This window comes from uncultured Tateyamaria sp., from assembly GCF_947503385.1.
Taxonomy (GTDB): Bacteria; Pseudomonadota; Alphaproteobacteria; order Rhodobacterales; family Rhodobacteraceae; genus Tateyamaria.
In genome coordinates, this window is the sequence record NZ_CANNDO010000003.1 from 450,066 (window position 1) to 468,827 (window position 18,762).

Genomic DNA, 18,762 nt, shown 5'->3' on the forward strand with positions numbered 1-18,762 from the left:
GTCGGTGTCGGGGCTGCACCCTCGACCCGACCAACCCACATGTTGGCCGATCATCCGCTTGGATTTGGATCACCGGCAAAGATCCCGCCGATGGCCAGAAGGCCAATCAGGAGACCGATCAGCAGCGCGGAAAAGCGCAGCATCTTTTGACCGTCCGGGGTTTGCAGACCCGCCAGCAGGCCCCCCGCCCCGTCACGGTCTTTCTTTTGCATCCATGTGTAGAGCGCCACCGAGCTGACGATGACGACGCCCGAGGCGACGGATTGCCAAAAGAACTCGATCCGCAGCGTCACCAGCGCGTTGATCATCATGGACAGCAGCAACACGCCCGCAAAGGATCCCAGCATCGACGCCCGCCCACCGAACAGCGACGTGCCCCCCACAACCACCGCCGCAATGACGTGCAGGTTGAAATAGGGTGCGGAGGTCGCCTGAATCGCATTCAGTTTGCCGGTCAGCAAAATGCCCCCGATCGCGGCGCAGGCCCCGCACAGCACATAAGCGTAGACCTTGTGCCGCTTGACACTGATGCCAGTCAGTTCCGCCGCTTCGGGATTGGACCCGATGGCGATGGTGTAGCGGCCAAAATAGGTGCGGGTCAGCAGGACATATCCTGCGATCATCGTGGCTGCCCCAATCAGCACCGGGATTGGCACAAAACCGGGGATTTGCCCGCGCCCGATCTCGGTCAGGAAGTCGGGAAAACGTGCCAGCACCAACCCCTTGGCAATCACCAAGGCAAAACCGCGATAAACAAGATCCATCGCCAGCGTGCCGATCAGATCAGGCACATTGAACCGGGTGATGATCAGCCCGTTGATCAACCCCATCAGCGCACCCAGCATGATCGCGATGGGCACGGCGATATAGACCGAAAACCCGTATTGCTTGATCAGGAATGCCATCATGATGGACGAAAGCGCCGCGATGGAACCGATGGACAGGTCAATGCCGCGCTGCGTGATGACAAAGGTCATCGCCATCGCCATCGGCATATACAGCGCTGCATCCAACAGGATCAGATTAAGGTTCGTGGCCCGGAAATAGCGCGCCGGTTCCGCGACCCCCATAAACAGCAGAATGGCGAGGATCATCACCATAGGGCCAATGATCGCGATATAAGGTTCCATCCGTTCGGAGAATGGTTTTGCCGTTGCCGTGTTCATGCCGCTTCCTCCGCGCCGACGATCATGCCCAGCACCTCTTGGGTGCTGCTGTCGGATGTCTTGACCACACCGACGCACTGGCCGCGCCGCTGCACATGCACGCGGTCAGATACCTCGAACACATCGTCCAGCGAATGGCTGATCAGGATCACCGCAAGCCCCTGTTCCTTGACCGCCTGAATGAGTTTCAATGTCCGCGCAGTCTCTTGCGGGCCCAACGCCGCGGTGGGTTCATCCATCACCAACACCCGCAACCCTTCGCTGTAGACAGCGCGCGCGATGGCCACGGCCTGACGTTGCCCGCCCGACAGGCTTTCGGTGGGGGCATCCAACGACTTGAGTTTGACGCCAAGCCGTTCCATCAGCACCCGCTCCGTCTCCGACCGCATCCGCTTGAGATCGAGGATTTCGATCCCCAGCACCTTCTTGGTCAATTCGTTGCCCAGAAACATATTGGCCGCCGGATCAAGGTGGTCGGCCAGCGCCAGCGTCTGGTACACCGCGTCAATGCCCGCCTCGATCGCCTCGGCATGGCTGGCAAATTCGATCTTTTGCCCATCAAGGAAAATCTCGCCCTCGGTGGGTTGATAGACGCCGGTCAGCACCTTGATCAGCGTTGATTTCCCCGCACCATTGTCGCCCACTATGGCCAATACTTCACCCGCATGGGCGCTGAGATCGACATTCTGCAAGGCGGTCACACCGCCAAAACGTTTGGTTATCCCGCGCATCTGCACGAGTGGCGTATCAGCCATGGAATTATCCTCCGTCGGACGGATGGGATGGGCAGAACCCCTGCCCTGATGTCAGAAAAATGCGGGGCCGGACCGTGACGGTCCAAGCCCCGCCGGGAGAGTTACTTGCCCCAGATATCCGCGTAAGCCGCGCGGTAGGGAATGTCGGGATCAAAGGCGTTGCTGTCACCCAGCTTGGCCAGACCTTCCGGCGTGACCAACGCAGGCGACGTCACATAGCCTGAACAGGCCTCGCCCTGCATGGCGCGGTTCAACTCGTCCACCAGTTGCCAGCCTTGCAGGTTCAGCGGCTCGGCCACGGTGATGGCCTGATAGCCGTTCGACCGGATGCGCTGGAAAGCCGCCTCGGACCCGTCCCCGGCAGAGCCCGCTTGCGGCCCCTTGTCTGGGGACAGACCCGCAGCAGCCAGCGATGGACCCATGAAGTCAAAATAGAGGTCGTTGATCGCCAGCGCATGTGTCCAGCTGTCACCGTATTTCTGCAACAGCGACGTGGTCAGCGGACCCATACGCGTGGAGGTGTCAGCGATGGGCGTGTCCACATACTCCAGAACGGTGCCACCTGCGGCCTCGACCGTCTCTTTCAGCCGGTCCGCCTTGTCGATGGCAATCTGGTAGGTGCTGTCGGTAAAGATGACGACGCCGATATCCCTGCCACCATCCTCGATGGCCCATTCGGCCGCCACTTCGGACACGGTCATTGCGTCCGTCGACACGTTGGCAAAGATGCCGCCGGGCGCGTCGCAGCCAATCTTTGGACCCGAGTGCCACGCAACCATGGGCACACCTGCATCCACCACCCCTTCGAGCGCGGCCTGCTGCTCAACGGCGTCAAAACCGTTGATAATAAGCCCATCCGCCTTCAGCGCCAGCGCTTGACCAATCGCAGCCGTACGGCCCTGAATGGACCCTGCACCGTCCAGTACGCGTACCTGCCAGCCGATCTTGGCCGCGGCCTCTTCGACACCCGTGGTCACACCTAGGATGCCACCGTTTTTCAGATCACCGGCGACAACGACAATCGATTTGCCCTCCGCTGCGGCTGGTCCGCTTGTCGGCCCATCCCAATCGGCTGCCAGCACCGGTGCTGCGACCATTATCGTCGTGGCGAGAAGCCCCGCCATAAATGTCCGTTTTTGCATTGTTTCCTCCCTTTGCAATGTCGAAATCAGCGCTTGTCTGCACCTTTTTTGCGCTGTGCGTAGCCTGCGATGCCGATGGCAACCAGCAGGGTAACCCCGTTGAAAAGCGGCTCGACCCAGAAGGAGCCGCCAAATTGTTGAATGCCCGAAATACCCACGGCGAGGATGACGACACCCACCACGGTGCCCCAGACGTTGACCCGCCCCGGCTTGATCGTGGTGGAGCCAAGGAAGGCCCCCACAAGGGCTGGCAAAAGAAACTCAAGCCCCACAGACGCCTGCCCAATCCGCAGCTTTGCAGCCAGCAAAACCCCCGCAAGAGCGGTCATGGCACCGGACGCAACAAACGCGCCAATGACATATTTTCGGGTGGGAATACCGTTCAGTTGCGCCGCGCGCTGGTTCGCGCCGATAGCGTAAAGATACCGGCCCACGGGCGTGTATTCGAGGATGATCCACATAACGACCGTGATGACGATCAGGTAATAGGCGGTGATGGGCAGCCCAAAGACAAAGGTGGTGTTGAGCGCATAGAACCCGTCCGGCAACAGACCCACCATCTGACGCCCGCCGGTATGCCACAGCGCCAGCGCATAAAGCACCGTGCCTGTGCCCAGTGTCGCGATAAAGCTGTCGATCTTGGCAACCTCGACCAGCAGCCCATTGAGGAACCCGGTCACGGCACCCAGCACCAGCACAACCGCCACCGCAACGGGCCACGGCAGGCCCAGCATGGTTTGCAAACTGATCGCCAGAATGTGCCACAGTACGATACCGTACCCTACCGTCAGATCAATCCGGCCTGCCGCCATAGGGATCATCGCGCCCAGAGACAGCAGTGCAATAATCGCCTTGTCCGAGATAATGGACCGCAGGTTCAGCATCGTCGGAAAGGTGTTCGGCAACAGCACCGAAAACAGTCCGATCAGGAAAACGGTCAGGATGACAAGGCCATAGACCGGCAGGAACCGCATGACGCGTTTGCCCATGCTCAGCCCCTTGAGTTCGGCCTTGGTCGGCTCGAGCGCGCTGGATTCAAGCGATTGCACTGGCCCCGCCCCCTATCGTCTTGATGTTGCCAGCCGATGCAGACTGGATCAGGTTTTCAGTGGTGAGCCGCGTGCCGCTCAATTCGTCTACGATGGCCCCTTGGCTAAAGACGATGGCACGGTGGCAGATGGTGGCGATCTCTTCGAAATCCGTCGAGATAATCAGGATGGCCACACCGTCCCCCAACGCGCGGTTGAGCAGGGCGTAAATTTCGGATTTCGCGCCGACATCGACGCCCGCGGTAGGGTCTTCGCAGATCAGGAGCTTGCGATTGGTGGCGAGCCAGCGGCCAATGACAACCTTTTGCTGGTTGCCGCCCGACAGCGCCTCGATGGCCAGTGTCGGATCGTTGGGTGACAGACCCAACTCGGCCCCAATGATTGCGGCCTGTTCGGCCTCAACGCGCGGGGACAGCATATTCAGCAGCTTGCGACCAATGCCGTCGGGGTTAAGGAACGTGTTTTCGCGGATTGTAAGGCTCATCGCTACGGATTCCTCCGTCCGGTCCTTGGCCACCAGACCGACACCGGAATGCAGCGCCTTTTGCGGGGTCGACAGATCAGGCTCTGCGCCGTTTAGCGTCACCCGTCCAGCAAACGGCACAAGACCAAAGAGTGCTCTGGAAATCGCTTCGTGCCCTGCCCCGCGCAGGCCAACCAACCCAAGCACCTCATTCTGTTGCAGATCAAGATCGAGCTTTTGCATCCCCGGCACGTCGAACGCCCGCAGCGACAAGACCGCATCGCCGATAGCATCCGTCGCCTTGACGGTTTCGCGCGTTTTGCGACCGACGATCTTTTGCACCAGTTCTTCGGGCGTGGTGTGCGCAATGCTGCGCACACCGACCATGGCCCCGTCACGCAGAACGGCGACGCGGTCCGCAATCTGGAAAATCTCATCAAGCCGGTGCGACACATAGATCATGCCCACCCCTTTTTCCCGCAAGGGCCGGATCGCAGCAAAGAGCCGTTCAACCTCATCCGCCGGCAGCGACGCCGTGGGTTCGTCCAGCACCAGAAATTCACTGTCCACCGCCAGCGCGCGGGCAATCGCCACAAGGCTTTTTTCGGTGCGCGTCAGGTCTTCGACGCGCGTTGTGGGGTCAAATTCTGCATCGACCTTGCGCAGCGCTTGGACGGCGAAACGTTCGACATCATTCCAGCGGATCAGTCCGTTCTTGCGCGAAAATCCGAGGGCAAGGCCGATGTTCTCGGCCACGGTCATCCATTCGATCAGGCCAAGGTCCTGATGGATGAACGCGACTTTTTGCCGTTCACCAAACCCCGCCGGTTTGTGCTGATACGGATGCCCGTCGATCAACACGCGCCCGGCATCCGCCGTATGGATGCCGCCCAGCACTTTGATCAGGGTCGACTTGCCCGCGCCATTCTCCCCCAGCAGTGCCACGATCTCGCCGCGCCCCACTGTCAACGACACATCCTTGAGCGCATAGGTGCCGCCAAAATGCTTGTCGATGCTGTCAAAGAACAAACCTGTCTGCAGGTCTGGCATGGCGGGTCCTCCGGGGTTACGGCCCCCAACCTCCCCGTTGAGTTACCCGTAACGTTACGCTAGCATCAGGTCAGAGCGCGCGCGCTGTCAAGGGTTAAGTTACCCGTAACGTAAAGCGGCCAAGATCGTGGATAAACAGAATAAAAACAACAAAGTAAGCCTATCTCAAGTCGCGCAGGCGGCGGGTGTCTCCAAGATGACGGCAAGCCGCGTTTTGCGCGGCGAGGGCGGATACTCCGAAGACACGCGGGTCAAGGTGATGGCGCAGGTGGATGCGCTTGGCTACCTGCCGAATCGCCTGGCGACCGTGTTTGCCGGTGACCAGCGGTCCACATTCATCGGCGTATCCATCCCCGACCTTGGAAATGAGGTATTTGCGCAGGTGCTCGAAGGGATAGATCGCAAGCTGGGCACGTTTGGATACCAATCCGTCTTGGGCCTGACACAGCACACGCCGCAGGAAGAGGAAAACTGGATCAGGACGGTTCTGTCGTGGCAACCTGCCGGGCTTATCCTGACGGGCCGTTACCATTCATCCCGCGCAACGGACATGTTGCGCAACGCAGGCGTGCCGGTGGTCGAAATCTGGGATCTGAACTCCAGCCCGCTGGACATGAGCGTGGGCATCAACCATTTCGACAGCGGCTTTGACATGGGCCGTTATCTGACCTCGCTGGGCTACCGGCAGATCGGGTATGTGGGCACGTCGCACGATACCGCCAATGCCGCAACGGAACGGCTGAACGGGTTCTGTAAGGCAGTCGAAGGCGCAGGTGGCGCGGTCGTCAAACAGCTGTGCCTGCACGACACTGCCACCTACTACCCCGGCTTTTACGGCACTGAACAGTTGCTGGCCGGGGCACTTGATGTCGAATGCGTATTTTACCAGAACGATGCGATGGCCTTTGGCGGTCTGCAATATTGCGCGGCCAAGGGGCTGTCGGTGCCCGATGATATTGGTATTGCCGGTTGGGGTGACCTGCCAATTGCTTCGGTGATGAACCGGCGCCTCACCTCTTGTCACGTGCCACACCTCAAGCTGGGGCAAAAGGCGGCAGAGATGATGATGGGGCGCCTGACGGATGAGCCTGTGCCGACTTGCACCGACATCGGATTTCGGTTGATCCCCGGTTCGACCGTGCGCAACAGCGGGGCCTGAGCGTCCGTCACTTGATGGGCCGCGCCATATCGGTTTCCGACTGCCGCGCTTTGCGCGCGGAAATTGCATGTGTCGCTTTTGATCGGTTCCGCCACAAAGCGACGGCTAGTCTGACGGTACCCACGCAGGAGGACACTTTGGCACAGATGGACGCGGATTTGGTGGATGTGCGACGTGACTTTCACCGCCACCCCGAACTTGGCTTTCAGGAAACGTGGACCAAGGCCAAAGTGGCCGAAATGCTGCGCGCTGCGGGTCTTGAGGTGCATGAAGGCACGGGCGTTGTGGGTGTGCTGCGCGCCGGAACGGGCAATCGCGCCATTGGCCTGCGCGCAGATATGGACGCTCTGCCGATCCATGAAACCAGCGCACATGACTACCCCTCGCAAACACGCGGAGCGATGCACGCCTGTGGCCATGATGGTCATATGACCATGCTGTTGGGCGCTGCACAGGCGCTGGCTGCTGATCCACATTTTGACGGCACGGTTGTGTTTCTGTTTCAACCGAATGAAGAACATGGTCTGGGCGCACGCGCGATGATCGACGAAGGCGTGCTGGACCGGTTCCCGATGGAAGAGGTCTATGCCATTCACAACCTGCCGGGCGCACCCGTCGGTCAGGTGTCGACGCGACCCGGACTTATCTGTTCCTCAGAAAGCCTGTTCGAGATCAGGATCGCAGGTCAGGGCGGCCATGCCTCTATGCCGCAAGCAGGTCGCGACGCCATCACGATCGGGGCTGAAATCGTGCTGGCCTTGCAAACGATTGTCGCCCGCAAACTGGCACCCGGTGCCGGGGCCGTCGTGTCGGTGACCGAGTTTCTGACGGACGGGCAGCGCAATGTCCTGCCGGGAACCGCGACGCTCAAGGGCGACGTGCGCGCCCGCGCCCCACAGGATCGCGATGCGATAGAGGGTCTGATGCGGCAACTGACCGGCGGCATCGCCGCCGCGCACGGGGTGTCTGCCACGGTTGATTTCAACACCGAATTCGTCGAAACGATCAACGCACCCGGCCCCACAGACGCGGTCATTCGCGCGGCACATCGCGCAGGGCTGGACACGGTGCCGAACCGCGAACCGATGAGCTTTTCCGAGGATTTTGCCCATTTCTGCGCCGCCGTGCCGGGCTGTTTCATGTTGCTGGGCAATGGCGAGGCAGGACCAAACGGGCAGCCTCTGCATTCCAGCGATTACGATTTTAACGACGCACTGCTTCCCATTGGCATGGCGCTATGGACGCAGATTGTCCGAGACCGCCTACCCCTGCCCGGAGCAGATCGCCCATGACCGCGTGCACGACCCGCATGACCACGCTGCGCGCCCGGATGCAGGCGCAAGGGATCGACGTGGCGCTGATCACAAATGACGACAACATCTATTACCTGACGGGCTACTATGACTATCTGCACATGGAGTTTGGCCGCCCGACCATCCTTGCGGTCGCGCGCGACGGTGACGGCCTCCTGATCACTCCGACAATCGACCTGAACGCGGCTCGCGCCACCGCACAAGTAGACCGGATCGCGCCATGGAATGACGGCATGGGTGAAGAATGGCGCGCCGAACTGCCCGCCCTCCTGAAAGGGCGGATCGCGATTGAGCCGGATCACATGTCCGCCCCTGTCCGCCGCTATGTTGATCAGGTTCTGCGCGGCGACCCTGTGCACAGCGTGACCCCGATCCTCGACCGAATGCGCATGATCAAATCCCCCCAAGAGCTGCAATTGGCCCGACATGCGGGGATGGTGGCCAACGCGATGATGACAGCAGGGCGAAACGCTATCGGTGACGGTGTGCCGGAATACGAGGTCGCCATCGCCACCGCACAGGCCGGGACCCGCACGGCAGCCGCCCTGCTGACTGAACACTATGACGACGCCGACATGTCGCCAAACACACATTTCCTGCAAATCATGGCGTCCGGTGACACGATCACAAAAACGCACCACAGGGCGACAAACCGCATCATGCGCCACGGTGAGCCTGTGTTTTTGTGCTTTTGCGGGATGACCAATTTCCACCGCTTCAAACTTGGGTTTGACCGCACATTCTGGATCGGAGAGTGCGCGGACCCGTCTCAGGCCGCAATCTACGACGTGGCCATTGCCAGCCAAAAGGCGGCACTGGACGCGCTGCGGCCCGGCGTAACCGCACAAAGCGTTCATGCCGCGTATGCCGACGTCATCCAGAGCGCAGGGTTCGACTATCCGTTCCGATGCGGACGGTCTACCGGGTTCAGCTTTCTCGAAAGCCCGCAATTGGTGACGGGTGACAACACGCTGATTGAGCCGGGGATGGTGCTGGCCGTGGATGGATCGGTCAGTGTGGAGACGTTCCGCGCACAGGTTGGGGACAGCGTCATCGTGACTGAAACCGGGTGGGAAGCCGTCACGTCCCATCCCAAAGCGATTGAGGATGTCACCCTCTAGCCGCGCCTTTGTGGCTGAGCCGCAAGGGCAGATGGGTCTGCCGCCTGTTCTTGGGCCAGCGGATCAGGACAACAGGTCGCCAGCGCCCTGCATGACAATACGTGACCGTTTGGAAACGGCGGTAACTGGCAAGGTGGTCGACCCGGAAACGGGCCCAGCTTTATGGCTGATCGACGTTGGGATCACCCTGCTTCGCCGTCGCCCTCAATCCCGCGATATGCGACCCGAAATCCGAGTTCTTCAAGACTGTCGTCCCGCCGTCCACAAGGTTGAGTTCGTAGAACTGCGACAGATCCCCGAACACGCTGTGGGTGTCAGGAACCGTGATGCGCACGGGCTGGGACGGTCCGGTGACCTTGGCCTTCAACTTGGTCAGCTCTGAGCCAAGGCCGGGAATCTGCGTCTCCGTCGCTTGCCAGGGCGGCACCTCGACCAGCGCGTCGAAATGGCGCCGTTTCAAAGCGACCCCGGTGATCGACACCCGGAACCAATGGTCTTCGACGTAATCGATCACGTCACGTGTGACATCGCGGGGGGCCGCGCCGAGAACAATCAGCAATTTGGTCAGCTGTTCATTGACGGCGGTGTTGTAATCATCGGTCGAAAGTAGCGCCAGAAATCCGATGTAAGTGCCCAGCAGGTTGGAATAATTGTCCTCCGGCGAAAAGGAAGAGCTGTCGTCCCACGTGTTGATCTCGTGGAACACTGCAACATCGTAGGCGATGCGCGCGCCGATCAAGGCCATCAGTTCGGGTGTCGCAGTGATCGTCGATGGTTTCACGGTGATGATACGTTCTGCGTCATAGTTCGACGCGGGATCAAACCCCTCTGCGCCCAAAGAGAATGTCCCGCCCATCGGCCAGTTTTGCAGCACCTGAGATGCGCAATACCGCGTCATATCCGCATTGTCGCGAACGTGCCCGACATCGACCAGACCGCCCGCGCTGGTGTAGACATAACCGCTGCCGCTGGTGCTGCCGGAGCCATAGACATGGTCCGTGCCCCGCACATCGCTGAGGCTGATGGCACTTCTCTTGCCCTGCATCGTCAGCGAACAGCACCAGCGCACGCTGGGGCGGGAGACATGCCCAAACGAGGGTAGCCCGGTGAAATCCACATTGGGGTCCGGTGCGACGAAATGAATCTCGGAAATCGGCAGCAGGGAACTGATCTGTCCCAGCAGGTAGCGTGCCAGTTCCAGCGCATCGAGTAGGGGATTGCTCACGGCTGCGCCTCCTGCGCCGGGGGCATCGCATCAGGGCGATGCCGGGTCATCAATAGCTGTATTCGGTCCAAAGCACGTGGTCCTTGTCATAGACGTAAACAGTGTCGCCGCGATTGTTCCAGACGGCCGCGGCCCGGCCCCAGTGGACGTCCGCGACCCCGTCCCGGCCCTTGCCGGTTCTGACCCGCACTGCCGCACCCGAGGCCAAAGATTTCTTGCCAAACACATAGACATGGCCAACCCGGTCGGCCACGCGCAGCCCTTCCAGTTCAATCGTTTCGGTTCCGGTGTTTTGCAGCGTCACATATTCCTGCTTTGCGGACTGGTGGTCATTTCCGGGCGCGTCGAACTGCGACAGTTCACCGGCCACGCGCAGGTCTCCTCCGCGCGGTTCAAGCGATGGGTCGCACATAAAGCTGACCGTTGCGCGCACCGGATCGGACACCCCGTCCGCAACCGATACTTCCAACGTGTTCAATCCGTCCTTTAATCCGGTTGTCATGAGACCGGACAGAACAAGGCTGCGACTTGCATCATCAAAGGACCAAGCCGCATCGGGCAGGTCAATGTCCACGCCGTTCATCCGCACCATCGTGCGGGTCGGTGAACCGGGTTCGAGGTAGGCCGGTTTTGCGCCGCTGATAACGGCATGGACCGGAACCTCGCGAGTGTAGACAAACCCGTGGTCAGGATTGATCGGCGCAGGCGACACGATTTCGATCTCGGGACGTGTGCCCACCAATGCATTCTGCGCGGCCCGTGCGGCGATGGCATCCGCCCGCAGCTGTGCGGCCACGTCCTCCTCACGGTCGCGTTCCGCAGTGGCGTCCAATTCGGCCCGGCGCGCGACAACATAGGCTTCGATCAGGTCCTGCAACGCAAGCGCATTGATGGCCGCCAATATCTCGGCCTCGATATCTGTCACGCTCAGATCGGGGGGCAGCACTATTCCGGCGGCGGCAAGCTGATCCAGCATCTTTTGTTTCAGCGCATCCGCAAGGTTCGCCGCCGCCAGAGGAACCGAACTCGTGACATCCACCGTCTCAGCCACAACCGCGATCACCCCGCCGCTCAGGTGCAGCACCGGATCAAGGAGCAGGCGGACCGCGCCAAAGGCGATGCTCGCCGCGCCGCGTGCCGCTGCAATCTCTGTTGCCTGCCATGAAGGAGGTTGCAGATCAAAGCCGATGCTGGCCCGCAATGTGGCCTCGGCGCTGTTCATGGCGCGGATTTCGAGGGCATTCAGAACCGCATCGCGCCACCGCGCGCTTGCCAGTTCCGCAGCCACAGCCGACAGCGCAGCGGCCGCATCGCCACCCAGTTCCGCAATGTCCTGCGCCAACTCTTCCAGCGCCTCTTCCAGTTCGGCGAGGGCACGTTCGATCTCGCGCAGATGGTCCGCCGCAACGCCGATGAAGTTGATCACCCGCGTCTCAATCTCTTGCAGGGGTTTGGCCGACAGGCGCAGAAAGAAAATCTCGAGCGCCGGGATGACCCGTTCAACAACCACCTCGAACTCGTCCGCCGTCAGTTCCGCCAAGGCCTTGATGACAAGGACCAGCCCCGCCGCGTCCTTTATGCCGTAGCATTCGGCCAACTCGTTCAGCGCCCTGTTGACCTCGGGATGGTTGCTGTAATCCGCCGCCGCGCCCCGGTCGAGCAGGCGCTTGATCAAACGCTTGAGATTGGTGCGCCGTGTGTGATCCCAGATCGCCGGACCAAAGGCATGGGCACCCGCGCCCAACAGATCAATCACCAGATCGCGCAGCGCATCCGCGTGATCCGGATCAACAGAGACAAAGCCGGGAAACACGTCTTCGCCAAGCGACAGGGCGTCGCTGATCATTGCGTCGTCGTCGCGCACACGTGTTTGCAGATCGGTGAACCCGTCGTTCAGATGCACGATCGCCTTGTCCAGCATGACATCGGCAAGAAACACGACATTGCGCGAAAACAGCAGCCAGACCAGATCGGCCAACCCTTCCTTGAACGACGGGCTGAACGCGTCAAAGTCGGAAGCCGAAAGGCCCGCAACCAATTCGTCCACACGGCCAAAGGCGAAATGCGACGTGCCCTGCAACACTGGCACGACCACTTCGTCGATATAGGTGACGGCGTCAGGCGTGTCTGCGACCGCCTCTTTCATCGGGTCGATCAGATCATCCATCACGACAAATTCGATGGCGTTCTTGCAGTAATCGCGCAGTTGCACATAGAGGTCGGTGTTGCTGAGGTCTTCGCCCACCGCTCCGGTCAACGCCGCTTCGACCACATCGCCCAAAGTGATGCCCAACACCTCGCCCACTTGGCCCAGCGTTTCTTCGACAAGCGGCACGTGACGTTCCAGCAATGGGCCAAGCGATTGATCCGTCAAAAAATCGATGACGTCATCAAAACCAATGGCAGGATTGGTCAGTCCGAAATGCCGCTCATAGGCGCGGCGCACCGGCAGGGGGGGCGTGGGAACGGTCAGCGCCGACCCGCTGAACGATGACGCTCCCAATCCCAAGACGTTGAGCGTGACGCCTGCCTTGGCCGCAGAACGGCGCAGAGACCGCCCTGCCGCCGCCGCTGACCACAGAATGGCCAATTCGCTTTCCCATTGTTCAACAAGGTCCGGCGCCAACAGCGTCAGTGCATCCGCAATCGGGGTCAGCACTTCGACAGCTGTGTCTAATTCCAGCGGTCCAGAACTGAGCATATCAATGGCGGCGCGCAAATGCCCGTCGATGGCCTGCCGGTCGGCATCGGAAATCTGGCGCTGGGTCAACGCCGACACCGCTTCGATCAACGTCCGCGACAAAAGCTGCACGCCCAGATCGACCACCTTGTCCAGAATGTAGAACGCCAGTCGTTGTGAAAACGCCTCTAGGAACGGCGCGACGGATTGATTGGCAGGCTGCAACAACTGTTCGCTGGCGACCTCGCCCAGATCGTAGGCGGTGGTGGCGGCAATGGGGGCGACAAATTCAAAGACTTCGATAACCGCGCCGTATTCCGGCTCCATCTCGCGGCGGGCGTGCGCGGCAAGTTCCGCGATAAGCAGTTCGGTGATTGTCGTATAGAGACGTCGCGGGTCTTCAATCCCTGCCTTGCAAAAGAAATCCCAAGCCGTTCCGCCCCCCAGACCCGCACCGGCCCCGGCAGAAATCTGAAACCCGGACTCCTCGCCCAGAACCGTACCGTTTACTTCCAGATGCGCCTCCGCCATGGCGGCAAATCCGACGCGTCCCCAAACGCCAGCTTCGAGCGTGATTTCGTTCAGGAAGGCGATGAACATCTTGTAGGACAGGTCGTCCAACGCATTTTCGGCAATCTGCGCGATTTCGGTGAAATCGAGGCCGATAGAGATACGCCCGGCCACTGATGCCTGCGCAAAGGCGCGCGCGTCAACGCTTAACCCAACCTTGTCAAACACATTGGGCGAAAGCTGGGCCGTTATGCCTGCCTCTGCCGCGGCAAAGGCATGACCTTCTGCGCGCACCGACGGCATGAATACGGTCAATGCGCCAGAGATATCCGCCGCCGCTTCGATCCCGATTGAGGCGTCCAACCCATGGCAAAACTCGACGCCGCCGTCATAGCTGATCCCGACATTTGCGCCGACCTTGCCAGATGTGAGCCAGATGGAGTCAAAGGAACCGTCGGCACCAAGCCGGAATACGTCCCCGGATTTTCTTAATTTCGGCATCAAAAAATGTCTCAAATAATGTCGAAGGCCGGAGCGCTGAAAATGCGCATTGACCCCTGAATAATGCGCAGACTAAAGCACCAAATCCCACTTTTTGCCAGAAAAAGATGGAATCACCTGCGTCAGCACCGGCAACTGGCCGCGCAAATGTGCTGCACTTCGACAAGCGCTGCTGATGCCAAATCGCGGCGCGGCGACCTTGGTGCAGCTCAGCGTCTGATGACGCTCAAAACATTGAAGCGGGCCAGAGTTTTGCCAATGAAACCTGCAATCTAGGGGATGTTCTCCGGTGTCAGCACTTGCACGGTCGACACCCCGATCTCGACCGGCTCGTGCAACAGACGATGGTAGGCCAAAAAGGCGCTGAAGGCATTGCGCATGTCCACGCGCAAATCGTGGTGCAGGATGAAATCCAACTGGCGCGTTTTGATCAAATTCCGGTTTTCGCGGTCCAGATCGTGCGCCACATAGACGTCAGGCCGCAGCCCATGATCCGCCAAAGTGCCAAGGATCGACCGGTTGCCGCCCCCCATCGAATAGACCGCGCGCAGGTCGCGAATGCTGCCGATGACGTCGACCAGAAGCCGCGAGGTCGCGGTGCCGACCCCACTGCCGCCCTGAACCGCGACGATCTGCAATTGCGGGCATCGTCGCGCCAAGGTCTCCGCAAAGGCGGCGTCGCGTTCTTCCTCTCCCAAAAAGCGTTCGTGGCTGCGGGTGGCCAGCACCTGCCCCCCCTTTGGTCCGACAATGCTGGACACCAGATACGCGGCGGTGCGTCCGGCGCCTGCGTTGTCCAGCCCAACATACCGGATGCGATCTGTGTCGCCGATATCCGTGACCAGCGTCACCACGGGAATTCTGGCGGCACCCAAAAGGGTCACGGCATCCCTGATCTTGGACGTGTCGCGCGCCTTGAGGCACACACCGTGGCTGCCGCGTTTCAGAATGCGCCGCAGCGCGCGGACCACATCGTCCTCTTCCATGATCTCCTGCTGCAAGAACCGGGGTCGGCACACTGCTGTGCCGATCTGGGGCAGGATCGCCTCTGCTGCGGCTTTCACCTCGCGGCTGAACCGCGTTGGTGCTTCGACCACGACGTCAAAAAACAGGCGCCTTCCACGTGCTGCCAGTTGCGCCTCTTGCGCTGTCAGTTCGTCGATCGCTGCGCTAACCCGCTGCCGTGTCTGCGGGCTCACATGGGCGCGGTTGTTCAGAACGCGGTCCACAGTGGCCGGTCCCAACCCGGCTTGGCGGGCAATCTCCTTGATGGGAAAGCGATGGGTCATTTGATGCGTTTTTGATGCGTTTTAGCGCTCTGCGCAAGCACCCCACCGCTACGCTGAGCACAACCTGAGGAGCACCGCCATGAAAGATATCGCCGATCACACCCCTGCCTACTACGATCCCGACGCCTGTGATCTGGGAGATTTCACAACGCTGATCGACCAGACCACAACGGCTCAAGACGCCCCGCACGCCGCTGCGATCGAACAGAACGTGCCGATCTATGACATGAACACGCTCCGCCCCATGCTCCTAGACAAGGAAACGCGCAGGACAATCATGGGCGAATGGGCGCGGGTGCTACGCCACGGTGCGGGCGTTCTGGCCCTCAAACACACCTATGCGGACACAACCGTGCTGGATGACGCCACGCAGGTCTACAACCGCATCATCGACGCGGAAAAGCGCCGCACGGGCGGTGGCGGTGACCATTTTGCAGCATCTGGCGCAAATGACCGCATCTGGAATTCCCTGCAAAAACTGTGCGAGGCCGCGCCCGAGGTTTTTCTGCGCTACTTTGCCAATACCACCATCGACGCCATTTGCGAGGCGTGGCTGGGCCCCAATTACCAAATGACCGCGCAGGTCAATCTGGTCCATCCCGGCGGTGCCGCACAGCAGGCGCACCGGGACTATCACCTTGGGTTTCAGACCGCCGATGTCAGCGCATCATATCCCGCACATGTTCATGACGTGTCGCCCATTCTGACGCTTCAGGGTGCGGTCGCGCATTGCGATATGCCGTTGGACAGCGGGCCGACAAAGCTCTTGCCATTCTCGCAGGCCTACCGTCCGGGATACACCGCGTGGCGGCGGGACGATTTCCGCGCAGTGTTTGATGCGCGCCATGTGCAGGTGCCGCTGGCCAAGGGAGATACGCTGTTTTTCAATCCCGCCCTGTTCCACGCGGCGGGCGCAAACACCAGTTCAGGCATTCACCGCTTTGCCAATCTGTTGCAGGTGTCATCGGCCTTTGGCCGCGCGATGGAGACAATCGACAAGGACAAGATGTGCAGGCTTGTGTTTCCGCACGCGGTGCAGGCGGCGCAGGACGGCGCATTGAGCGCGGCGGACCTCTCCGCCGCCATCGCCGCGACAGCCGAAGGGTATTCCTTTCCGACAAATCTCGACCGCGACCCGCCTGCGGGCGGACTGGCCCCCGAAACCCAAGCCGCCTTGTTCGCCCGCGCCCTATCGGACGGGATTACGGCAGAGGACTTTGGCAAACGTCTGGATCAAATGTTGGACGCCCGAAAAGCCTAGAATTGTCGGGCCCGCGCCCGTGGACTATGCGCGCGGGCTCAGGCGATCAGCCCCCGAAAGACCCGGATCAGGTCATCGCGTTGACCCAAAATGACGGACTGGCAATGTTCGACGGTCTGCGGCGAAAAATAGTGTTCACGGTCCAACACGTTGATCGTTCCGATGACCACGTCATCGACGATCGGCACGTTCAATGCGGACTGGCAGCCAAGGCTTTCGATCAGGGCGTGGTCAGGGAAGTAGATCGCAAATTCCGCGACAGTGTTTGCCACGAATGTCTCACCACGGTTGATGACCATGTCCGTCCACGCGCCCTGCGACATCGGCTTGGTGCCCGAGACCGGGTAGGTTTCGGGATGGGAGGTGTAGACCCGCTGGGCCAGTCCTGCATCGCGGTCCAGTACAGTGGCCGTGAACAAGCGCCCCCCAACCGCTCTGTGCAACGTGGCAAAGAACGCGTCGGGGGGTGGTGTGTCGCTCATTCCTTGTCGACCAGTCGGTAAAACACATAGTCAGAGGTCGCGCCATTCACGAACCCCTTGACGGTGTCGCGCATCGCAACCTGCTTGATCGCCTGAAACATGATGACAAAGGGCGCTTCGGCCTGCGTGTCCCGCTGCAATTCCAGATACATGTTCAACCGTGCGTCTGCATCCTGTTCGGCAAGGGCGGCCATCGTCTTGGCGTTCATCTCTGCCGGGGGCATCCATGCGTTGCGCCACGTCGTGGTCGAGGCGTATTTGTCATCGGAGTTGTCCGCATTGAAGGCGAACGCTTTGGCGTTCGAATGTGGGTCCATAAAGTCCGGCCCCCAATAGAGCAGCATCGCCTCATGCGTCCGCGCCCGGTACTTGGTGATCACCTGCGCGCCGGTGCCTGCAACGATTTCAAGGTTGATCCCGCCTTGCGCAAATGACGCCTGCAACGCTTGCGCCATTTCCACAAAGGTCGGCGCGGAAATCACGTCCATCGTGACATTGATCGGTGTTTCAACCCCGGCTTCCGCAAGGATCTGCCGGGCTTTATCCGGGTCAAAGCGGAACGGTGTGTCGGTCAGCGCGCCGGGAAAACCGTCGGGCCAAAAGGCCTGATGAACCTTAATCTGGCCCTTGAGCATCCCATCGGCCATTCCGCGGTAATCCACGAGGTAGCGCGCGGCCTCCCACACAGCCGGATCGGTCAGGCTGTCGGTTTTTTGGTTGAACGACACCCAGTGCACCGCCGCCTGCGGATAGGTTTCGACACGCACCCCATCAACACCGTCCAATCCGGCAATCTGGCCGGGATCGAGGTTCTTGGCCATGTCGATATCGCCCGCCTCAAGCTGCAAGCGCTGCGTCGCACCTTCGGGATTGTGCTGAATGACGACGCGGTCCATGGCCGGACCGCCTTGGTAATAGTCGGGGTTGGCCTCAAGCGTGAGGATGTCAGCAGGCCGGTATGTGCCAAGGCTGAACGGTCCCGTCCCGGCAGAATTCTTGTTCATCCATGCATGGCCCATATCGCCGTCAACCGCATTGGCCGTGACGGTTTCCATATCGACAATCGACGCAGGTCGCGCCGCCAGGACGTTCAGGACAAAGGAGGGCGCAAAATCGCCCACATAGCGGACAGTGACCGTATTGCCGTCGGCGGTCACCATCTGTTCGATATTGTCAGGCGTCCAGCCCAGCTGCGTCAGGATGAAAGCCGGCGCTTTGTCGAGCGTCACAACACGCTTCCACGAGCCCACTACATCCGCGCCCCGCAAGGGATTGCCGCTGTGAAAGGTAACGCCATCGCGCAATGTAAACGTCACGGTCTTGTTGGCCGCATCGACCTGCCATTCCGTCGCAAGGGCCGGGGCCAGAACGGTGGTATCGGTCGCGTCATAGCGGACCAGCGTGTCATAGGTATTGGCCACGTATTCGCCCGAACTGAATTCATAGGCCGAGGCCGGGTCGATGGTCACGATGTCATCAATATTCTGCGCCACGACCAGCATATTGTCCGGCGTATCCGCCCTTGCGGGTGACACGGCCAAAACAGCCGCGGTGACCCCCGCAAAAATGGTTGCTTTGAAATGATACATGGTTTTC

Annotated in this window: 14 protein-coding genes; 4 read left to right on the top strand and 10 right to left on the bottom strand. The window is 60.5% G+C overall.

Going from position 1 to position 18,762, the window contains the following annotated elements:
• Window positions 1–50: 50 nt before the first annotated feature.
• The 5 genes from Q1A85_RS13285 to Q1A85_RS13305 form a co-directional block, all read right to left on the bottom strand.
• Entirely contained in the window at window positions 51–1,166 is a 1,116-nt protein-coding gene (locus Q1A85_RS13285; RefSeq protein ID WP_299689897.1) for an ABC transporter permease, read from the bottom strand.
• The gene (locus Q1A85_RS13290) at window positions 1,163–1,921 is read right to left on the bottom strand and encodes an ATP-binding cassette domain-containing protein (protein ID WP_299689900.1); all 759 of its coding nucleotides are present in this window, start codon (window positions 1,919–1,921) and stop codon (window positions 1,163–1,165) included. The genes Q1A85_RS13285 and Q1A85_RS13290 overlap by 4 nt, the downstream gene beginning before the upstream one ends.
• A gap of 101 nt (window positions 1,922–2,022) precedes the next feature.
• The gene (locus Q1A85_RS13295; RefSeq protein ID WP_299689903.1) at window positions 2,023–3,063 is read right to left on the bottom strand and encodes a substrate-binding domain-containing protein; all 1,041 of its coding nucleotides are present in this window, start codon (window positions 3,061–3,063) and stop codon (window positions 2,023–2,025) included.
• Window positions 3,064–3,089: 26 nt separating this feature from the next.
• Window positions 3,090–4,112: an ABC transporter permease gene (locus Q1A85_RS13300; RefSeq protein ID WP_299689905.1), complete on the bottom strand. Its 1,023-nt coding sequence runs from the start codon at window positions 4,110–4,112 to the stop codon at window positions 3,090–3,092.
• Window positions 4,099–5,625, bottom strand: coding sequence for a sugar ABC transporter ATP-binding protein (locus Q1A85_RS13305; RefSeq protein WP_299689908.1), 1,527 nt, complete (start codon window positions 5,623–5,625; stop codon window positions 4,099–4,101). Before Q1A85_RS13305 ends, Q1A85_RS13300 begins: the two co-directional genes overlap by 14 nt.
• A gap of 127 nt (window positions 5,626–5,752) precedes the next feature.
• Here Q1A85_RS13305 and Q1A85_RS13310 point away from each other — a divergent pair, with 127 nt between their 5' ends.
• The 3 genes from Q1A85_RS13310 to Q1A85_RS13320 all read left to right on the top strand — a co-directional run bounded on the left by Q1A85_RS13310 (window position 5,753) and on the right by Q1A85_RS13320 (window position 9,218).
• The gene (locus tag Q1A85_RS13310) at window positions 5,753–6,784 is read left to right on the top strand and encodes a LacI family DNA-binding transcriptional regulator (RefSeq protein WP_299689912.1); all 1,032 of its coding nucleotides are present in this window, start codon (window positions 5,753–5,755) and stop codon (window positions 6,782–6,784) included.
• Window positions 6,785–6,930: 146 nt separating this feature from the next.
• Window positions 6,931–8,076, top strand: a complete 1,146-nt coding sequence (locus tag Q1A85_RS13315; protein WP_299690232.1) for an amidohydrolase — start codon at window positions 6,931–6,933, stop codon at window positions 8,074–8,076.
• Window positions 8,073–9,218, top strand: coding sequence for a Xaa-Pro peptidase family protein (locus Q1A85_RS13320; RefSeq protein ID WP_299689914.1), 1,146 nt, complete (start codon window positions 8,073–8,075; stop codon window positions 9,216–9,218). Before Q1A85_RS13315 ends, Q1A85_RS13320 begins: the two co-directional genes overlap by 4 nt.
• Window positions 9,219–9,378: 160 nt before the next feature.
• Here Q1A85_RS13320 and Q1A85_RS13325 read toward each other — a convergent pair whose 3' ends face one another.
• The 3 genes from Q1A85_RS13325 to Q1A85_RS13335 form a co-directional block, all read right to left on the bottom strand.
• Window positions 9,379–10,443, bottom strand: a complete 1,065-nt coding sequence (locus Q1A85_RS13325) for a DUF4056 domain-containing protein (RefSeq protein WP_299689916.1) — start codon at window positions 10,441–10,443, stop codon at window positions 9,379–9,381.
• Window positions 10,444–10,492: 49 nt separating this feature from the next.
• Window positions 10,493–14,134, bottom strand: a complete 3,642-nt coding sequence (locus Q1A85_RS13330) for a lamin tail domain-containing protein (protein WP_299689919.1) — start codon at window positions 14,132–14,134, stop codon at window positions 10,493–10,495.
• Between the two features lie 272 nt (window positions 14,135–14,406).
• Window positions 14,407–15,423 (bottom strand): LacI family DNA-binding transcriptional regulator, encoded by a 1,017-nt coding sequence (locus Q1A85_RS13335; protein ID WP_299689922.1) that lies wholly within the window; start codon window positions 15,421–15,423, stop codon window positions 14,407–14,409.
• A 79-nt stretch (window positions 15,424–15,502) separates the two neighbouring features.
• On the opposite strand from Q1A85_RS13335, the gene Q1A85_RS13340 reads away from it, so the two are divergent.
• On the top strand, window positions 15,503–16,684 hold the full coding sequence (locus Q1A85_RS13340) for a phytanoyl-CoA dioxygenase family protein (RefSeq protein WP_299689925.1): 1,182 nt from the start codon (window positions 15,503–15,505) through the stop codon (window positions 16,682–16,684).
• Between the two features lie 38 nt (window positions 16,685–16,722).
• Here the strand turns inward: Q1A85_RS13340 and Q1A85_RS13345 are convergent, their stop codons facing one another.
• Window positions 16,723–17,166 carry a GAF domain-containing protein gene (locus tag Q1A85_RS13345; protein ID WP_299689928.1) on the bottom strand — a complete coding sequence of 148 codons (444 nt, stop codon included), beginning with the start codon at window positions 17,164–17,166 and terminating at the stop codon, window positions 16,723–16,725.
• Window positions 17,163–18,755 (bottom strand): ABC transporter substrate-binding protein, encoded by a 1,593-nt coding sequence (locus Q1A85_RS13350; RefSeq protein ID WP_299689930.1) that lies wholly within the window; start codon window positions 18,753–18,755, stop codon window positions 17,163–17,165. Before Q1A85_RS13350 ends, Q1A85_RS13345 begins: the two co-directional genes overlap by 4 nt.
• Window positions 18,756–18,762 lie beyond the last annotated feature (7 nt).

What these genes read in the sequence shown, in the direction of transcription:
- Q1A85_RS13285 (WP_299689897.1), bottom strand. Translation starts at nt 1,166, where the DNA reads ATGAACACGGCAACGGCAAAACCATTCTCCGAACGGATGGAACCTTAT.
- Q1A85_RS13290 (WP_299689900.1), bottom strand. Translation starts at nt 1,921, where the DNA reads ATGGCTGATACGCCACTCGTGCAGATGCGCGGGATAACCAAACGTTTT.
- Q1A85_RS13295 (WP_299689903.1), bottom strand. Translation starts at nt 3,063, where the DNA reads ATGCAAAAACGGACATTTATGGCGGGGCTTCTCGCCACGACGATAATG.
- Q1A85_RS13305 (WP_299689908.1), bottom strand. Translation starts at nt 5,625, where the DNA reads ATGCCAGACCTGCAGACAGGTTTGTTCTTTGACAGCATCGACAAGCAT.
- Q1A85_RS13315 (WP_299690232.1), top strand. Translation starts at nt 6,931, where the DNA reads ATGGACGCGGATTTGGTGGATGTGCGACGTGACTTTCACCGCCACCCC.
- Q1A85_RS13320 (WP_299689914.1), top strand. Translation starts at nt 8,073, where the DNA reads ATGACCGCGTGCACGACCCGCATGACCACGCTGCGCGCCCGGATGCAG.
- Q1A85_RS13330 (WP_299689919.1), bottom strand. Translation starts at nt 14,134, where the DNA reads ATGCCGAAATTAAGAAAATCCGGGGACGTATTCCGGCTTGGTGCCGAC.
- Q1A85_RS13335 (WP_299689922.1), bottom strand. Translation starts at nt 15,423, where the DNA reads ATGACCCATCGCTTTCCCATCAAGGAGATTGCCCGCCAAGCCGGGTTG.
- Q1A85_RS13340 (WP_299689925.1), top strand. Translation starts at nt 15,503, where the DNA reads ATGAAAGATATCGCCGATCACACCCCTGCCTACTACGATCCCGACGCC.
- Q1A85_RS13345 (WP_299689928.1), bottom strand. Translation starts at nt 17,166, where the DNA reads ATGAGCGACACACCACCCCCCGACGCGTTCTTTGCCACGTTGCACAGA.
- Q1A85_RS13350 (WP_299689930.1), bottom strand. Translation starts at nt 18,755, where the DNA reads ATGTATCATTTCAAAGCAACCATTTTTGCGGGGGTCACCGCGGCTGTT.